Origin of the sequence: Micromonospora sp. NBRC 110037 (assembly GCF_001652995.1) — a bacterium.
GTDB lineage: Bacteria > Actinomycetota > Actinomycetes > Mycobacteriales > Micromonosporaceae > Micromonospora > Micromonospora chalcea.
Genome location: NZ_BBVA01000006.1, coordinates 174,239 through 191,062, shown reverse-complemented (window position 1 = coordinate 191,062; position 16,824 = coordinate 174,239). Strand labels below are relative to the sequence as shown.

Sequence of the window (16,824 nt, the reverse complement as noted above, 5' to 3'; positions counted from 1 at the left end):
CCTCGCATACCGAATCGTGATGTCCTCAGCGCAGTCTGCCGGAACCGGCGCGACCACGCGCCACGTCCGAGGTATCGGTCCCGGTGGGCGGGGCCGCCGACGATCGGAGTACGGGGAATGGGTGGACGACGGTTCCGGGGCCTTGCCCTGGTGGCGGTGGGCATGGTCGCGGCGCTCGCCGTGGGCGCCTGCGGCGCGGACGAGGACAGCGGCGGCGACGCGGCCGCGCCGGCCATGGACGGAGGCGCGGCGCGCGAGCAACCCGCCGAGGGCGGCGCGGGTCGCGACCAGGCGGCTCCCGGCGGCACCGGCGGCGCGGACCTGCGGGTCGACCAGCGGTCCATCATCTACACCGGGACGATGCAGATCCGGGTGGACGATGTGGAGGCCGCGTCGCGGGAGGCGGTCACCGCGGTGACAGCGGCCGGTGGGTTCGTCGGCGGCGACCGGCGGTCGAGCCGCTCCGCCGAGGCCCGGGCGGTGCTGACCCTGCGGGTGCCGGCGGACAAGTTCGCCGGTGTGATCGACCAGCTCGCCGGCCTCGGCCGCCAGGAGCGCCGGGAGATCCGCACCGAGGACGTCACCGAGCAGGTGGTCGACCTGGACGCCCGGATCGCCACCCAGCGGGCGCGGGTGGAGAGCGCCCGCAAGCTGCTCGCCCAGGCGAGTTCGGTGGACGAGCTGGTCCGGCTGGAGAACGAGGTGGGCAGCCGTCAGGCGGACCTGGCCGCGCTGGAGGCGCGCAAGCGCCGGCTGGCGGACCTGACCGCGCTCTCCACCATCACCGTGACGTTGCTCGGGCAGGACGCCAGCACCGCCGAGGAGGAGGCGGATCTGGGCTTCCGCAGCGGGCTGGACGGCGGGTGGACGGCTTTCCGGGCCTCGGCCCGCATCGCGCTGACCGTGCTCGGGGCGGTGCTGCCCTTCGCGGTGGTGATCGGCGTACCGCTGTGGTTGCTGCTCCTGTGGCGGCGCCGGCGGGCCCGGCGGACGCCGCCGCCCGGCCCGGGCGCGATGCCGCAGCCGGGCCTGGGCCCGATGCCGCCGGGCCCGGCCGGTCCGGCCGACGCTCCGGTCAGCGCGCCGCCGCCAGTGCCCGCAGCGCGGTCTGGACCATGAGGCGTACGCCCGCCTCGATGGCGCGCTCGTCCACGTCGAACGAGGCCCGGTGCAGGTCCACATTGGGCCCGCTGCGGCCCACGCCGAGGCGGGCGAGCGCGCCGGGGACGTGCTCCAGGTACCAGGAGAAGTCCTCGCCGCCCATGCTCTGCGGCGTCTCGGCGATGCCGTCGGGGCCGAGCGCGGCGGCGGTGGCGGCGGTGAGCACGCCGATCGCGCCGGCGTCGTTCGTCACCGGCGGCCGGCCGCGCAGGTATTCCAGATCGACAGTGGCGCCGGTGGGCGCGAGCACGTCCCGCACCACCTGAGCCACGATCTTAGGCGCCTCGTCCCAGGTGTCGCGGTCCATCACCCGCAGCGTGCCGGCCGCGCACGCTTCGGAGGGGATGACGTTGTAACGGGTGCCGGCCGAGGCGTGGCCGAACACCAGCAGCAGCCCGCTGTTGGCCGGCACCCGGCGGCTGATCAGGGTCGGGACCTCGGTCACCAGCCGGCCGAGCGCGTCCACCAGGTCGACTGTCAGGTGCGGGCGGGCGGTGTGTCCGCCCGGCCCGGTGAGCCGGACGGTGACGTTGTCGGCGGCGGCGGTGATCGGGCCGACCCGCAGGCCGACCTTGCCCACCGGCAGGTTCGGGTCGCAGTGCAGCGCGAAGATCTGCACCACGTCCTCCAGACCGCCGGCCTCGATGACCTCCAGCGAGCCGCAGGGCAGGATCTCCTCGGCCGGCTGGAAGATCAGCCGTACCCGGCCGTCGAGCTGGCCGATGTCGGCGAGCTGGGCCAGCAGCATGCCGACGCCGAGCATCACCGACGTGTGCACGTCGTGGCCGCAGGCGTGGCAGACGCCCTCCACCGTCGAGCGGTACGGCACGTCCTTCGGGTCGTCCAGCGGGAGCGCGTCGATGTCGGCGCGCAGCGCGATCACCGGGCCGTCCGGGCGTCCGTCGATGTCGCAGATGACGCCGTTGCCCTTCGGCAGCAGGCGCGGCTTCAGCCCGGCGAGGGACAGCTCGCGGTGCACCAGGGCGGCGGTCTCGAACTCCTCGCCGGACAGTTCCGGGTGGGAGTGGAGGTGCCGGCGGGTCGCGATCAGGCCGGGCACGCGCAGCGCGAGGAGATGGTCGAGCTCGAAGGGCAGGGGCTGGGAACCGGTCGGCGCCTCGGGCCGGGACGACGCCAGCGGGCCGCCGGAAGGCAGCGTCAACGCACTCGTCACGTCGAATTCTCGATCACTAGAGATGGATGGATCATCGGGTAGAACAGCAGACAGCCTAGACCTCCGGCGGTGACGCTGCGCAACATCTTTCGCGTAGCGGTCGGACCGCGCAGCGTCACGAATGCCCTGGTGAGAGTGCTCGAATATCTGCGGGACAGCAGGTAGATCACGGTCGGAGCCCGTCATCCGCCTCCCACCTCCTACAACGCGTAACCGTTTCAACGGCCACTAATATCCGGGCCGCTGTTCCGAATTGTCGCATTAGTCGCGGCAATTAACTGCCGCTCGGACAATTGCGCGACAACTGTCGGCTGCCGGAAGACTCCCGACGGTGACATGACCGCCCGGCCGTCGACCGCACAGGCTGTCCGTCCCGTTCATCCGATCCGGTTACCCGAATCGCCGAATCGCACACGCGCGGCACCGGGCGCCACCGCCCGGCCACCCGCCGTGACCGGCCGGGCGCCGTCGCCCGGGAGGGGACTAACGGTACGCCTCAGCGGCCCCGTTTGCCCAGTTCAGACCACTACCGGACGCACGACGGCGGCCCGCGCCGGGCACCTGCGTGCGCCGACGGGACCGCCGCCTGAAAACGTCAGAACCGATCGCTCGGCCGGTAGATCCCCCACACCTCGCGCAGCGTGCCGCACACCTCGCCGACGGTGGCCCGGGCGCGCAGCGCCTCCTTCATCGGATAAAGCACGTTGGCGTCGCCCTCGGCTGCGGAACGCAGCTCGGCCAGTGCGCGCTCCACCGCGCCGGAGTCCCGCTCGGCGCGCAGCCGGGCCAGCCGCTCCCCCTGTGCCGCCTCGATCGCCGGGTCCACCCGCAGCGGCTCGTACGGCTCCTCCTCGTCGATCTGGAACCGGTTGAGGCCGACCACCACCCGCTCACCCGAGTCGATCTCCTGGGCGATCCGGTACGCCGACTGCTCGATCTCGCGCTTCTGGAAACCGGCCTCGATCGCGTCCACCGCCGAACCGTGGTCGAACACGCGGTCCATCAGCTCGGTGGCCGCCGCCTCCACCTCGGCGGTCATCGCCTCCACCACGTACGACCCGGCGAACGGGTCGACGGTGGCGGTCAGGTCCGTCTCGTACGCCAGCACCTGCTGGGTGCGCAGCGCCAGCCGGGCCGCCTTCTCGGTGGGCAGCGCGATCGCCTCGTCGAAGCTGTTCGTGTGCAGCGACTGGGTGCCACCGAGCACCGCGCCGAGACCCTGCACCGCCACCCGGACCAGGTTCACCTCCGGCTGCTGGGCGGTGAGCTGCACGCCGGCGGTCTGGGTGTGGAACCGCAGCATCATCGACTTCGGGTTCTTCGCGCCGAACTCGTCACGCATCAGCCGGGCCCAGATGCGCCGGGCCGCGCGGAACTTCGCGACCTCCTCCAGCAGCGTGGTGCGGGCCACGAAGAAGAACGACAGGCGGGGCGCGAAGTCGTCCACTGCGAGCCCGGCGGCGAGCGCCGCGCGGACGTACTCCACGCCGTTCGCCAGCGTGAACGCGACCTCCTGCGCGGGCGAGGCGCCGGCCTCGGCCATGTGGTAGCCGGAGATCGAGATGGTGTTCCACTTGGGCACCTCGGCCCGGCAGTAGGCGAACGTGTCGGCGACCAGCCGCAGCGAGGGCTTCGGCGGGAAGATGTACGTCCCCCGGGCGATGTACTCCTTGAGGATGTCGTTCTGGATGGTGCCGTTGAGCGCCGCCCCCGGCACGCCGTTCTCCTCGGCCACGAGCTGGTAGAGCAGCAGCAGCACCGAGCCGGGCGCGTTGATCGTCATCGAGGTGGAGACCTTGTCCAGCGGGATGCCGCCGAACAGCGTGCGCATGTCCTCGATGGAGTCGATGGCGACCCCGACCTTGCCCACCTCGCCGTGCGCGATCGGGTCGTCCGAGTCGTACCCCATCTGGGTGGGCAGGTCGAACGCGACGGACAGGCCCATCGTCCCGGCGCGCAGCAACTGGTGGTACCGCGCGTTGCTCTCGGTCGCGGTGCCGAAGCCGGCGTACTGTCGCATCGTCCAGGGCCGGGAGGTGTACATCGTCGGGTAGACCCCGCGGGTGTACGGGAATTCGCCCGGCTCGCCCAGCCGGGCCTCCAGGTCCGCCGGAAGGTCTGCCGCCGTGTAGACGCCCTGGATCGGGAAACCCGACTCGCTTGACCGCGCATCGCTCATTACCGGATGGTAGGACGCGCTGACCGCCTGGTGGGTGAGGGATACCGCACACCTGGCCACGGCACACCACCGGAGGTGAGCAACCGGCCACATACCGTCGAGTAGGTAAACGCCCGCCGCGTCGGGTTTCGCATCGGGCGTCGGAACCAGCAAGATAGAGGGGTTGTGTCCCAGCCCCCTCGATATCCCCCGGTGGCTTTTCTGTGACTCAGATTCCGACGTGGAGCGGCGGACCGGCCAGTCCCCCCACTGGACGCGCGGCGCCCGGCACCACCATCGGTGGTCGCTACTCGCTGCGCTCCCCGGTGGGCAACGGAGGCATGGGCACGGTCTGGCGGGCCACAGACACATTGCTGCGCCGCGACGTGGCGGTCAAGGAGGTCGTCCTCCCGCCGGGGCTCGCCCCGAGCGACCGCGACGCGCTCTACGAACGGACGCTGCGGGAGGCCCGCGCCGCCGCCGCGATCCAGCACCCGGCCGTGGTGCAGGTCTACGACGTGGTCACCGAGGGCGGCCGGCCGTGGATCGTGATGGAGCTGCTGGACGCCCGCAGCCTCGCCGACATGGTGATCGAGGACGGGCCGGTCGCGCCGCGCGCCGTCGCCAAGATCGGCATCGCGCTGCTCGGCGCGCTGGAGGTGGCGCACGCCATCGGTGTGCTGCACCGCGACGTCAAGCCGGCCAACGTGCTGATCTGCTCCGACGGCCGCTGCGTGCTCACCGACTTCGGCGTCGCCCGGATGCCCACCGACGTGCAGCTCACCACGCCGGGCATGGTGCTCGGCTCGCCGCACTTCATCTCCCCCGAGCGGGCCATGGGCCAGGAGTTCGGGCCGCCCAGCGATCTGTTCTCGCTCGGCGTGACGCTCTACACGGCGGTCGAGGGCCGTCCCCCGTTCGACAAGGGCGACCCGATCGAGACCATGCATGCCGTGGTCGAGGACCCGCCCGCCACGCCGCAGCGCAGCGGCCCGCTCACCGGCGTGCTGATGGGGCTGCTGGAGAAGGACCCGGCCCGCCGGATGGACGTGCACCGGGCCCGCGCCAACCTGCGCGAACTGCTCGCCGGGCCGCTGACCAGCACCGCCACCGCGGTCAACTCGGTCACCGACCCGTACGCGGTGGTGCCGGTGCCGCGCCCGACCACGCCGCCGGCCATCGCGGCCGAGCCGAAGCCGAGCGGCCAGATCGGCGGTCGGGCCATGATCGGTCCGGACGAGTCGCTGACCGACCGGCTCGCCGCGCTGCGCCGCGGGGAGCGGCCCGCCGGCGAGAAGCCGGCGGCGGGCGACGCCGCGCTGGACGAGACCAGCGCGGACGCGCTGGCCGGCCCGCTGCACACCCCGACCGGCGCGATGTCCGGGCCCGCGCCCGAGGCCACCCAGCGCATCTCGCCGGACGCCACGGTCCGGCTCGGCCAGGGCGCCGGAGCGGACGCCACCCAGCAGGTGCCGACCACCCAGCCGGTCTACGGCCGTGCCGCCGACGCCACCCAGCCGGTGTACGGCGGCGGCAACCAGTGGTCGGTGCCCGGCACCGGCCAGCCGTGGACCACGCCGGCCACCGCTCCGGCCGCCGGTGGTGGCGGCGCGCTCGGCTCGGCCAAGGGCCTGCTCGGCCGGATCAAGGCGTGGCCGCGCAAGGTCCAGCTCGCCGCCGCCGGTGGCCTCGCCGTGGTGCTGCTGGTGAGCGTGATCGCGCTGACCAGCGGCGGCGACGACACGCCACCGCCGATCGTGGGCACGCTGCCGTCGAACTCGGCCGCCGCCGCGCCCGAAATGCAGGAGCAGACCGTCAAGGGCGTGACCATCCAGGTGCCGAAGGGCTGGCAGCGGCAGACCGGCGGCCTCTACGTCGACTACGTCGACCCCGAGGACGAGGGCCGCAAGGTGCGGGTGATCGCCGAGCCGTGGGGCGGCACCTCGATCAGCTGGGCCGAGTTCGCCTCGCGGAACCTGAACAAGAACAGCGCCAAGAGCAAGACCTGTCCCGCCCCCTACACCGAGGTGTCGGTTTCCGAGCAGCCGCTCGCCGGGCAGACCGCGGGCCAGCTCGAATACACCTGCGGCGAGGGTGAGGCCATGCGTCACGGCATCTGGCGGGGCGTGGTCAAGGACGGCAAGGTCTACTCGTTCTACCTCTCCTCGACCGACGCGCGGTTCGCGGAGAGCAAGCCGATCTTCGACGCGATGGTCGGCTCGTTCCAGCTCACCGAGGCGAACTGAGTCGAGGCCGACGGCCAGTGGTGATCCGCCGCCGTGCTATCAAGAGGCAATGGCGGCGGAAACCACTGACCTAGACGACCTTCGCGTCCGAGCCGAGCGCTGGCTCGCCGACGACCCGGACCCGGCCGACCGCGACGAGCTGCGCGCCGTCCTGGACGGGCTGCCCGGCACGGCGACCGACCTGGCCGACCGGTTCGCCGGCCCGCTGACGTTCGGCACCGCCGGGCTGCGCGGCCCGCTGCGCGCCGGGCCGAACGGCATGAACCTCGCCGTGGTCACCCAGGCCGCCGCCGGGCTCGTCCGCTGGCTCGCGGCCCAGGGCGGCGAGGGCCCGCTGGTGATCGGGTACGACGCCCGGCGCGGCTCGCTGGCCTTCGCCGAGCGCACCGCCCAGGTGGCCACCGGCGCGGGCCGTCCGGCGCTGCTGCTGCCCCGGCCGCTGCCCACGCCGGTGCTGGCGTTCGCGGTCCGGCAGCTCGGCGCGGTCGCCGGGGTGATGGTGACCGCCAGCCACAACCCGCCGCAGGACAACGGCTACAAGGTCTACCTGGGCGCGCAGCTCGGCGGTGAGCTGGGCGCGGGCGCGCAGATCGTGCCGCCCGCCGACGCCGGCATCGAGGCGGCCATCCGGGCCGTCGGCCCGCTCGCCGAGGTGCCGCTCGGCCCGGCCGGGCAGGTGCTCGGCGACGACCTGGTGGCCGCGTACGTGGAACGGGCCGCCGCCGTGGTGGACCCGACCGGGCCGCGCGACCTGAAGGTGGCGTACACGCCGCTGCACGGGGTGGGCGGCGCGGTGCTGACCGCCGCGTTCGCGCACGCCGGGTTCGGCGTGCCGGGCGTGGTGCCGGAGCAGGCCGAGCCGGACCCGGCGTTCCCGACCGTCAGCTTCCCCAACCCGGAGGAGCCGGGCGCGGTGGACCTGCTCGTCGCGCTCGCCGACCGCACCGGCGCGGATCTCGCCATCGCCAACGACCCGGATGCGGACCGCTGCGCGGTGGCCGTACGCGACGCCGGGTCCTGGCGGATGCTGCGCGGCGACGAGGTGGGCGCGCTGCTCGCCGACCACCTGATGCGACGCGGCGTGACCGGCCTGTACGCCACCACGATCGTGTCCTCGGCGCTGCTGCGGGCCATGGCGGCGGCCCGGGGTCTGCCCTACGACGAGACGCTCACCGGGTTCAAGTGGATCGTCCGGGCCGGCGGCGGCCGGGAGCCGCTCGTGTACGGCTACGAGGAGGCGCTCGGCTACTGCGTCGCGCCGGAGCACGTACGCGACAAGGACGGCATCACCGCCGCGCTGACGGTCGCCGAGCTGGCCGCCGGTCTGAAGGCCGAGGGCCGTACGCTCCTCGACCGGCTGGACGAGCTGGCCGCCGAGTTCGGCGTGCACCACACCGAGCAGCTCTCGGTCCGGGTGGAGGACCTGCGGGTCATCGCGGACTCGATGGCGCGGATCCGGGCGGCCACCCCGACCGCGCTGCTCGGGCAGCCGGTGACCGAGGCGACCGACCTGCTCCCCGACGCGGACGTGGTGATCCTGCGCACCGGCGCGGCCCGGGTGGTGATCCGGCCGTCCGGCACCGAGCCGAAGCTCAAGGCGTACCTGGAGGTGGTGGAGCCGGTGACCGGCGGCGACGTGCCGGCGGCCCGGCAGCGCGCGCGTGCCGCCGTGACCGAGCTGCGCAACGAGATCGCCGCCGCCCTCGGCCTCTGACCGGGTGTAAGGAAGGGCCCCTTATTAACGCGAGGCGTTAATAAGGGGCCCTTCCGCTACCGGAGGCGTTAAGAGGGGGCCCTTCCTTACCGCTTGCCCAGGGCGGCGTCGACGGCCTGGCCCAGCGCGGCGATGACCAGACTGATCGACGGGCGCACCACGCTGTCGTCCAGGCTCACCGTGCCGGAGAACCCGGCGCCGGCGGCGATCTCCTCCAGGCGGCGCCCGGCGTCCTCGGCGGCCGGGCCGGTGAGCCCGAGCGCCGGTTCCATCCGCAGCACCGCGACGAGCGTGGCGAGCGCGGCGGTCCGCTCGTCGGGGAGCTGCCCGCTGGTCAGCGCGTCGGCCAGGCGCTGCCGGATGTCCGCCTCGACCGAGGGGTCCGCCACCGGGTAGCGGTGCACGTGGATGAAGTCCAGCTCGGTCTCCTCCACGTCCCGGACCACGCCCCGCCCGCACAGGTCGGTGAGGATCCGGTCGCGCAGCCCGTGCCGCAGCCGCTGCACCCAGGACGAGGGCGTGTGCGGGGTCTCCGCAGCGATCTTGGCGAGTACGGCGTCGGCGATCGGCTCACCGGTCGGCGCCGGATCGATCACCGCCAGGTTCCCGTCCGCGTACGCGAGCCGTCCGGCCAGGGCCAGCTCGACCAGCACCGCCGCGGCCATGCCCAGGTCAAGGCTGATCCGCGGCATGGTGGCCTTGCCGGTTTCGTCGTCGTACGCGAGGAGCAGCAGCTCTTCGGCGAGCGCAACACCAGTCATGGCCCGGAACGCTAGCGCCTCCCCGCACCCCCGCGCACCAACTCGCCGGGGCAGTCTGGTTCCCGGTGCGGAGGGCCGACCCTCCGCACCGGGACCGGCATCAGAAACGGGGCATGCCGCCGAACTGGCGGTCGCCGGCGTCACCCAGGCCGGGGACGATGAACTTCGAGTCGTTCAGGCCCTCGTCGATCGAGGCGGTGACCAGGCGCAGCGGCAGGCCGGAGCGCTCCAGCCGCTCGATGCCGACCGGCGCGGCCAGCACGCAGAGCACGGTGATGTCGGTGCAGCCGCGGTCGGCGAGCAGCCGGCAGCAGTGCTCCAGCGAGCCGCCGGTGGCGAGCATCGGGTCGAGCACCAGCACCGGCAGGCCGCTGAGGTCGCGCGGCAGCGACTCCATGTACGCGCGAGGCTCGTACGTCTCCTCGTCGCGGGCCAGGCCGACGAAGCCCATCGACGACTCGGGCAGCAGGCCGAGCGCGGCGTCGGCCATGCCGAGACCGGCCCGCAGCACCGGCACCAGCAGCGGCGGGTTCGCCAGCCGGCTGCCTTCGGTGGCGGTGACCGGGGTCTGGATCGAGTACTTCTCGACCGGGAAGGAGCGCGCGGCCTCGTACACCAGCATGGTGGTGAGTTCGCGCAGCGCGGCCCGGAACGACGACGAGTCGGTCCGGGCGTCCCGCATGGCGGTCAGCCGCGTCTGGGCGAGCGGATGGTCAATGACGGTTACGTCCACGATCGCTCAACCTACCGCTCCGTGGACCGGCGCACGGTGGGTGCGGCCCGACCAGCGACCCCGCTCACGTACGACGCTCGCAACCCGTTCACCGTGACCAAGATCACAGGACTCGCGAGTGCGTACTATTCGGGGCATGACGGCGACAACGACGTCGGCCCGGTCGGATCTCTCCGAGCTGGGACGATCCGAGACCGCTCTGCGGACCTTCCTGCACGGCCTGCCCGGCGTGGACCAGGTCGGCGCGGAGCAGCGGGCGGCGCAGCTCGGCACCCGCTCCATCAAGACCACGGCGAAGGCCGAGGCGATCGACCTGGCGATCCGGATGGTCGACCTGACCACCCTGGAAGGCGCGGACACGCCCGGCAAGGTGCGGGCGCTGGCCGCGAAGGCGCTGCGCCCCGACCCGGCCGACCCGAGCTGCCCGCACGTGGGCGCCGTCTGCGTCTACCCGTCGATGGTCCCGTACGTGGCCGAGGTGCTGCGCGGCAGCGGCGTGCACCTGGCCAGCGTGGCGACCGCGTTCCCGTCCGGTCAGGCCCCACTGGAGATCAAGCTTGCCGACGTACGGGCGGCGGTCGAGGCCGGCGCGGACGAGATCGACATGGTGATCAACCGGGGCGCGTTCCTGGCCGGGCGCTACGCCGAGGTCTACGACGAGATCGTGGCCACCAAGGAAGCCTGCGGGGACGCCCACCTCAAGGTGATCCTGGAGACCGGCGAGCTGGCCACGTACGACAACGTGCGGCGGGCGTCCTGGCTCGCCATGCTCGCGGGCGGCGACTTCATCAAGACCTCCACCGGCAAGGTCCCGGTCGCGGCCACCCTGCCGGTGACGCTGGTGATGCTGGAGGCGGTCCGCGACTTCCGCGCCGCCACCGGGCGTCAGGTCGGCGTCAAGCCGGCCGGTGGCATCAAGACCACCAAGGACGCGATCAAGTACCTGGTCATGGTCAACGAGACGGTCGGCGCCGACTGGCTGAGCCCGGACTGGTTCCGGTTCGGCGCGTCGAGCCTGCTCAACGACCTGCTCATGCAGCGCACCAAGCTGACGACCGGCGTCTACGCCGGCCCCGACTACTTCACCCTGGACTGAACGCGATGTTCGAATACGCACCCGCCCCCGAGTCCCGCTCGGTGGTGGACATCAAGCCCTCGTACGGGCTCTTCGTCGACGGCGCGTTCGTCGACCCGGCCTCCGGCGGCAGCTTCAAGTCGGTGAACCCGGCCTCCGAGGAGGTGCTGGCCGAGATCGCCGAGGCCGGCGCCGACGACGTGGACCGCGCCGTGCGCGCCGCGCGGACCGCGTACGAGAAGGTCTGGGGTCCGATGCCGGGCCGGGACCGGGCCAAGTACCTGTTCCGGATCGCCCGGCTCATCCAGGAACGCTCGCGCGAGCTGGCGGTGCTGGAGTCGCTGGACAACGGCAAGCCGATCAAGGAGTCCCGCGACGTCGACCTGCCGCTGGTCGCCGCGCACTTCTTCTACTACGCCGGCTGGGCCGACAAGCTTCCGCACGCGGGCTTCGGCCCGGACCCGAAGCCGCTCGGCGTGGCGGCGCAGGTCATCCCGTGGAACTTCCCGCTGCTCATGCTGGCGTGGAAGATCGCCCCGGCGCTGGCCGCCGGCAACACGGTCGTGCTCAAGCCCGCCGAGACCACCCCGCTGACCGCGCTGCTGTTCGCCGAGATCTGCCAGCAGGCCGACCTGCCCGCCGGCGTGGTCAACATCGTCACCGGCGCGGGCGACACCGGCCGGGCGCTGGTCGAGCACCCGGGCGTGGACAAGGTCGCGTTCACCGGCTCCACCGAGGTGGGCCGGGCCATCGCCCGCTCGGTCGCCGGCACCCGCAAGAAGCTCACGCTGGAACTGGGCGGCAAGGCCGCGAACATCGTCTTCGACGACGCGCCGATCGACCAGGCCGTCGAGGGCATCGTCAACGGCATCTTCTTCAACCAGGGGCACGTCTGCTGCGCCGGTTCGCGGCTGCTGGTCCAGGAGTCGGTGGCCGACCGGGTGCTGGAGTCGCTCAAGCGCCGGATGGCCCAGCTCCGGGTCGGTGACCCGCTGGACAAGAACACCGACATCGGCGCTATCAACTCGGCCGAGCAGCTCACCCGCATCCGGGAGCTGTCCGACGCCGGGTCCGCCGAGGGCGCGGAGCGCTGGTCGCCGCCGTGCGAGCTGCCCGAGCGCGGCTTCTGGTTCGCGCCGACCATCTTCACCGGCGTCACCCAGGCCCACCGGATCGCCCGCGAGGAGATCTTCGGCCCGGTGCTGTCCGTGCTCACGTTCCGCACCCCGGCGGAGGCCGTCGAAAAGGCCAACAACACGCCGTACGGGCTGTCGGCCGGAATCTGGACCGACAAGGGTTCCCGGATCCTGTGGCTGGCCGACCGGCTGCGCGCGGGCGTGGTGTGGGCGAACACGTTCAACAAGTTCGACCCGACGTCGCCGTTCGGCGGCTACAAGGAGTCGGGCTACGGTCGCGAGGGCGGCCGGCACGGGCTGGAGGGGTACCTCAATGTCTGAGCGGGTCGCGGTACGCAAGACGTACAAGCTCTTCATCGGCGGGAAGTTCCCGCGCAGCGAGTCGGGACGGTCGTATCTCGTGCAATCCGCGAACGTGTCTCTTGCCTCCCGGAAGGACGCGCGGGACGCGGTAGTGGCCGCCCGCGCCGCGGTGAAGGGCTGGGCCGGGGCGACCGCGTACAACAGGGGTCAGATCCTCTACCGGGTCGCCGAGATGCTGGAGGGCCGGCGCGAGCAGTTCGTCGCCCTGGGCGTACCGGCCGACGAGGTGGACGCCGCGATCGACCGCTGGGTCTGGTACGCGGGCTGGTCCGACAAGCTGTCCCAGGTGTACGGCGGCGCGAACCCGGTGGCCGGCCCGTACTTCAACCTGTCCGCGCCGGAGCCCACCGGCGTGGTGGCGGTGGCCGCCCCCGAGGAGCCCGCGCTGCTCGGCCTGGTGAGCGTGATCGCCCCGGCGATCGTCACCGGCAACACGGTCGTGGTGGCCGCCTCCCCGGCGGCGCCGCTGGCAGCGGTGACGCTGGCCGAGGTGCTCGCCACCTCCGACCTGCCCGGCGGGGTGGTCAACATCCTCACCGGCCGGCTGACCGAGACCGTGCCGACGCTCGCCGCGCACATGGACGTCAACGCGATCGACCTGACCGGCGTCACCGACGCCGAGCTGGCAGCCGACCTGGAGATCAAGGCCGCGGAGAACCTCAAGCGGGTGCTCCGGCCGGCCCCGGCCGACCACGACTGGTACGCCGATCCCGGCATCACCCGGATGACCACGCTGCTGGAGACCAAGACGGTCTGGCACCCCAAGGGCGTCTGACCGACGGCAGTCCGGTCCCGGCCCGAAGTGGCGGCACACCCTCCCGGGTTGCCGCCACTTCCCGTTCCCGCACTTTCCGCGAACGGTCGTCGGTCCCACCCGAGCAAGATCGACACCAGCACGGCGAAGTGGGCCGATCAAACCGCCTCGAATGCCGCCACCTCCCCGAACTGGCGTGGATCTTGTCGAAGGGCCCGCACGAGGCCGACAGGATCAACACCAAAACCTCCGAAGTGACCCGAGCCGCGCCCCGACACTCACCCGGCCGCCCAGCAAGATCAACACCACTTCCCCGGAGTGGCCACATCAACCAGCCCGGGACTGCACCACCTCCCCGAACTGGCGCTGACCCTGCCCTCCCACGCACCAAAATCGACACCAGTACGGCGAAGTGGTCACATCAGCCCGCCTCGAATGCCACCACCTCCCCGAACTGGCGTTGATCTTGCCGAGGGGCCCACCCCGAGGCCAGCACGATCAAGACCAGATCCCCGAGAGGGCCGCATCGGCCGACCCGGGACTGCACCACTTCCCCGAGGCAGAGTGGATCTTGGCAGGGTCGTCCGAGGAGAGCTAGATCGACACCAGTACGGCGAGGTGGCTGCATCGAGCCGCCTCGGACCACACCACCTCCCCGAGCTGGTGTTGATCTTCGGGAGGGAGGGGCGGGGACCGGAACCGGGGACCGGGGCGGCGGAGGGGATCTACTACCGGGGGTAGGATTGGTGGGTGACTCGGCTGGGGGACCTTGAGCGTGCGGTGATGGACGTGCTGTGGGACGCGGCACCAGCCGCCTCGGGCGGTGTGACGGTGCGCGAGGTCGCCGACGCCCTGGACGGCCGCGAACTGGCCTACACCACCGTTATGACCGTGCTCGACCGGCTCGCCGGCAAGGGCATGGTGCAGCGCGAGCGGGAGGGCCGCGCCTGGCGTTACCGCCCCGCCGCCACCCGCGAGGCGCACATCGCCCAGCTCATGCTCGAAGCCCTCGACCTCGGCGGCAGCCGGGACGCCGCGCTGGTGCGTTTCGCCCGTTCGGTGACCGGCACGGAGGCGGACGTGCTCCGCGCCGCGCTCAGCGCCGAGGCCGGGGCAACAGGCCCCGCGACCGGAGCGACCGCCGAGACCGCCGAGACCGGGACGACCGTCGAGACCGGGACGACCGGGCCCGCAACTGTCGAGGACGGACCGACCGGCCGGATCGAGGACCCCCGGCCCGGTCGGCCCGCGCTCGACGAGGCGACGGACCGGTAGGCGGCCGCCGTGGCGTACGCCCTGCACTTCGCCGCGACCATTCTGGCCTGCTGGCTGACCGCGCAGGTCCTCGCCGCCGCGCGCTGGACGTGGCGCGCGCCCCGGGTGGCGATCCTGTGCTGGCAGGCGGTCGGGCTGGCGCTCGGCCTGTCGGCCATGGGGTTGCCGATGGCGCTGGGCCTCGACGTCTACGACCGGGCGACCGGGTGGGCGCTGCTGGCGCTGGCCGACGACCTGGCCCACGGCACGCTTCCGGCCGGTGTGGGCGCGGTGCACCTCAGCCTGGTCGGCGTCGGTCTCGGCATCGGCGTGGTGCTGCTCACCACGACGGTACGCAGCCTGCACGGCGCGGTACGCGCCCAGCGCCGGCACCGGGAGCTGCTGCACCTGGTGGCCCGGCGTGACCCGACGGTGCCCGGCGCGCTGGTGCTCGACCACCCGAGCGCTGCGGCGTACTGCCTGCCGGGGGTGCGGCCCCGGGTGGTGGTGAGCGCGGGCACGCTCGACCTGCTCGACCCGGCGGAGCTGGCGGCGGTGCTCACCCACGAGCGGGCGCACGCCCAGGAGCGGCACGATCTGGTGCTGCTGCCGTTCACCGCGTTGTGCCGGGCGCTGCCCTGGTTCCAGTGGGTGCGGGACGCGCACGCGCGGGTGGCGCTGCTGGTCGAGATGCGCGCCGACGACAAGGCCCGGGAGCTGCACGCGGACGCGCCGCTCGCGGGCGCGCTGCGGCGGTTCGCCGCCGCCGAGCACCGGGTGCAACCGGCGGGCACGCTCGGACTCGGCGACCGCGATCTGGACGTGCGGGTGCAGCGGCTGCTCGTCGCGGACCGCCCGCCGCGGGTGCTCGGCGCGATGGCGCTCGCCGTCGCGGGCACGCTCGTCTCCCTGCCGTTCGCCCTGTTCCTGAGCTGATCTCGCCCCCTAAGGGACTTCTCCGGGTTCGCACACCTCTATAGGTAGTAAAGCTACGTGTAGGTTGACTACGACAAGAGAGTCGACCCATGGGAGGACGACAGTGGATCCGCTGCTCCTCGCCCGCCTCCAGTTCGCCACCACCACCTCGATCCATTTCCTGTTCGTGGCGGTCACGCTCGGCCTGGTCACGCTGCTGGTCGGGTTGCAGACGGCCGGCTTCCTCACCGGCAAACCGGTGTACGAGCGGCTGACCCGGTTCTGGGGCCAGCTCTACGTGATCAACTACGTGCTCGGCATCGCCACCGGCATCGTGATGGAGTTCCAGTTCGGGCTGAACTGGAGCGGGCTGTCGCGCTACGTCGGCAACGTGTTCGGGGCGCCGCTGGCCATCGAGACGCTCGTGGCGTTCTTCCTGGAGTCCACGTTCCTCGGCATGTGGATCTTCGGGTGGCACCGGCTGCGGCGCGGCGTACACCTGGCGCTGCTCTGGGGCGTGGCGATCACCGCGTACGCCTCGGCGTTCTGGATCATGGTGGCGAACGCCTGGCTGCAGAACCCGGTCGGGTACGAGGTCCGCGACGGCATCGCCCACCTCACCGACTTCGGCGCGCTGCTCACCAATCCCACGTTCGGCATGGCGTTCGGCCACGTGATCTCGGCGAGCCTGGTCACCGGCGGCCTGCTGATGGCCGCGGTGAGCGCGTGGCACCTGCTGCGGCGTACAAGCGACTACGCGCTGTTCCGCACCTCGCTGCGCCTCGGCCTGGTCACCGCGGCGCTAGCGGTCAGCACGCTCCAGGGCTTCGGCTTCGCCCAGTTCGGCCCGGTCGCGCAGCTCCAGCCGACGAAGTTCGGCGGCGGGCCGGAGCGCGACGCGCTCGTCGCCGACTGGACCGCGCGGTTCGGCCCCGGCGACTGGGATCCGCCGGTGCTCTCCAACGTCGGCCTCGGCTTCATGATCCTGATCGGCTTCACGCTCGGCGCCCTCTGGCTCCTGCTGCCGCTGCTCTGGCGCGACTGGATCATCCGGTTGCGGTTCCCGCTCTGGCTGATCCTGCTCGGCCTGCCGCTGCCGTTCGTGGCGATGCTGCTCGGCTGGATCGCCCGCGAGGTCGGCCGCCAGCCCTGGGCCGCGTACGGGCTGCTGCCCACCGCGCAGGCCGTCTCCCCGGTCTCGCCGGGGCTGATGCTCGCCTCGCTGATCGGGTTCAGCCTGCTGCTCGGCGCGCTCGCGGTGACCAACTGGACGCTGCTGGCCCGGCACGCCGCGCGCGGCGCGTACGACCCCGCCCTCGGCCGACCGCCCGCGCCCGACACCGACCCCCACCACCAGCCAGTGCTCGTCTGAGGGAGCCC

At 72.5% G+C, this 16,824-nt stretch carries 13 protein-coding genes; 9 read left to right on the top strand and 4 right to left on the bottom strand.

Annotated elements, in window-relative coordinates; translation table 11 throughout:
- The first annotated feature begins 117 nt into the window (after window positions 1-117).
- The gene (locus A4R25_RS19300; protein ID WP_064447634.1) at window positions 118-1,119 is read left to right on the top strand and encodes a DUF4349 domain-containing protein; all 1,002 of its coding nucleotides are present in this window, start codon (window positions 118-120) and stop codon (window positions 1,117-1,119) included.
- Here A4R25_RS19300 and A4R25_RS19295 read toward each other — a convergent pair.
- Window positions 1,076-2,335, bottom strand: a complete 1,260-nt coding sequence (locus A4R25_RS19295; protein WP_043326724.1) for an amidohydrolase — start codon at window positions 2,333-2,335, stop codon at window positions 1,076-1,078. The genes A4R25_RS19300 and A4R25_RS19295 overlap by 44 nt on opposite strands.
- Window positions 2,336-2,930: 595 nt before the next feature.
- Window positions 2,931-4,514, bottom strand: coding sequence for a methylmalonyl-CoA mutase (locus A4R25_RS19290; RefSeq protein WP_043326726.1), 1,584 nt, complete (start codon window positions 4,512-4,514; stop codon window positions 2,931-2,933).
- 203 nt (window positions 4,515-4,717) lie between these two features.
- Between A4R25_RS19290 and A4R25_RS19285 the strand changes: the two genes are divergently transcribed.
- Window positions 4,718-6,739 carry a serine/threonine-protein kinase gene (locus tag A4R25_RS19285; RefSeq protein WP_064447633.1) on the top strand — a complete coding sequence of 674 codons (2,022 nt, stop codon included), beginning with the start codon at window positions 4,718-4,720 and terminating at the stop codon, window positions 6,737-6,739.
- Between the two features lie 49 nt (window positions 6,740-6,788).
- The gene (locus tag A4R25_RS19280; RefSeq protein ID WP_064447632.1) at window positions 6,789-8,453 is read left to right on the top strand and encodes a phospho-sugar mutase; all 1,665 of its coding nucleotides are present in this window, start codon (window positions 6,789-6,791) and stop codon (window positions 8,451-8,453) included.
- 86 nt (window positions 8,454-8,539) lie between these two features.
- On the opposite strand, the gene A4R25_RS19275 is transcribed toward A4R25_RS19280, so the two are convergent.
- Complete coding sequence (locus tag A4R25_RS19275; RefSeq protein ID WP_030501217.1) at window positions 8,540-9,214, bottom strand: GPP34 family phosphoprotein; 675 nt, start codon at window positions 9,212-9,214, stop codon at window positions 8,540-8,542.
- A gap of 100 nt (window positions 9,215-9,314) precedes the next feature.
- Window positions 9,315-9,947 (bottom strand): uracil phosphoribosyltransferase, encoded by a 633-nt coding sequence (gene upp / locus A4R25_RS19270; protein WP_043326733.1) that lies wholly within the window; start codon window positions 9,945-9,947, stop codon window positions 9,315-9,317.
- Between the two features lie 136 nt (window positions 9,948-10,083).
- Between upp and deoC the strand changes: the two genes are divergently transcribed.
- The 6 genes from deoC to A4R25_RS19240 all read left to right on the top strand — a co-directional run bounded on the left by deoC (window position 10,084) and on the right by A4R25_RS19240 (window position 16,816).
- Window positions 10,084-11,043: a deoxyribose-phosphate aldolase gene (gene deoC / locus A4R25_RS19265; protein WP_030501215.1), complete on the top strand. Its 960-nt coding sequence runs from the start codon at window positions 10,084-10,086 to the stop codon at window positions 11,041-11,043.
- 5 nt (window positions 11,044-11,048) lie between these two features.
- Entirely contained in the window at window positions 11,049-12,479 is a 1,431-nt protein-coding gene (locus tag A4R25_RS19260) for an aldehyde dehydrogenase family protein (RefSeq protein WP_064447631.1), read from the top strand.
- Entirely contained in the window at window positions 12,472-13,296 is an 825-nt protein-coding gene (locus A4R25_RS19255; protein ID WP_064447630.1) for an aldehyde dehydrogenase family protein, read from the top strand. Before A4R25_RS19260 ends, A4R25_RS19255 begins: the two co-directional genes overlap by 8 nt.
- Window positions 13,297-14,025: 729 nt before the next feature.
- On the top strand, window positions 14,026-14,550 hold the full coding sequence (locus tag A4R25_RS19250; RefSeq protein ID WP_064447629.1) for a BlaI/MecI/CopY family transcriptional regulator: 525 nt from the start codon (window positions 14,026-14,028) through the stop codon (window positions 14,548-14,550).
- 9 nt (window positions 14,551-14,559) lie between these two features.
- Window positions 14,560-15,465, top strand: coding sequence for a M56 family metallopeptidase (locus tag A4R25_RS19245; RefSeq protein ID WP_043326742.1), 906 nt, complete (start codon window positions 14,560-14,562; stop codon window positions 15,463-15,465).
- Window positions 15,466-15,568: 103 nt separating this feature from the next.
- Window positions 15,569-16,816: a cytochrome ubiquinol oxidase subunit I gene (locus tag A4R25_RS19240; protein ID WP_064447628.1), complete on the top strand. Its 1,248-nt coding sequence runs from the start codon at window positions 15,569-15,571 to the stop codon at window positions 16,814-16,816.
- Window positions 16,817-16,824 lie beyond the last annotated feature (8 nt).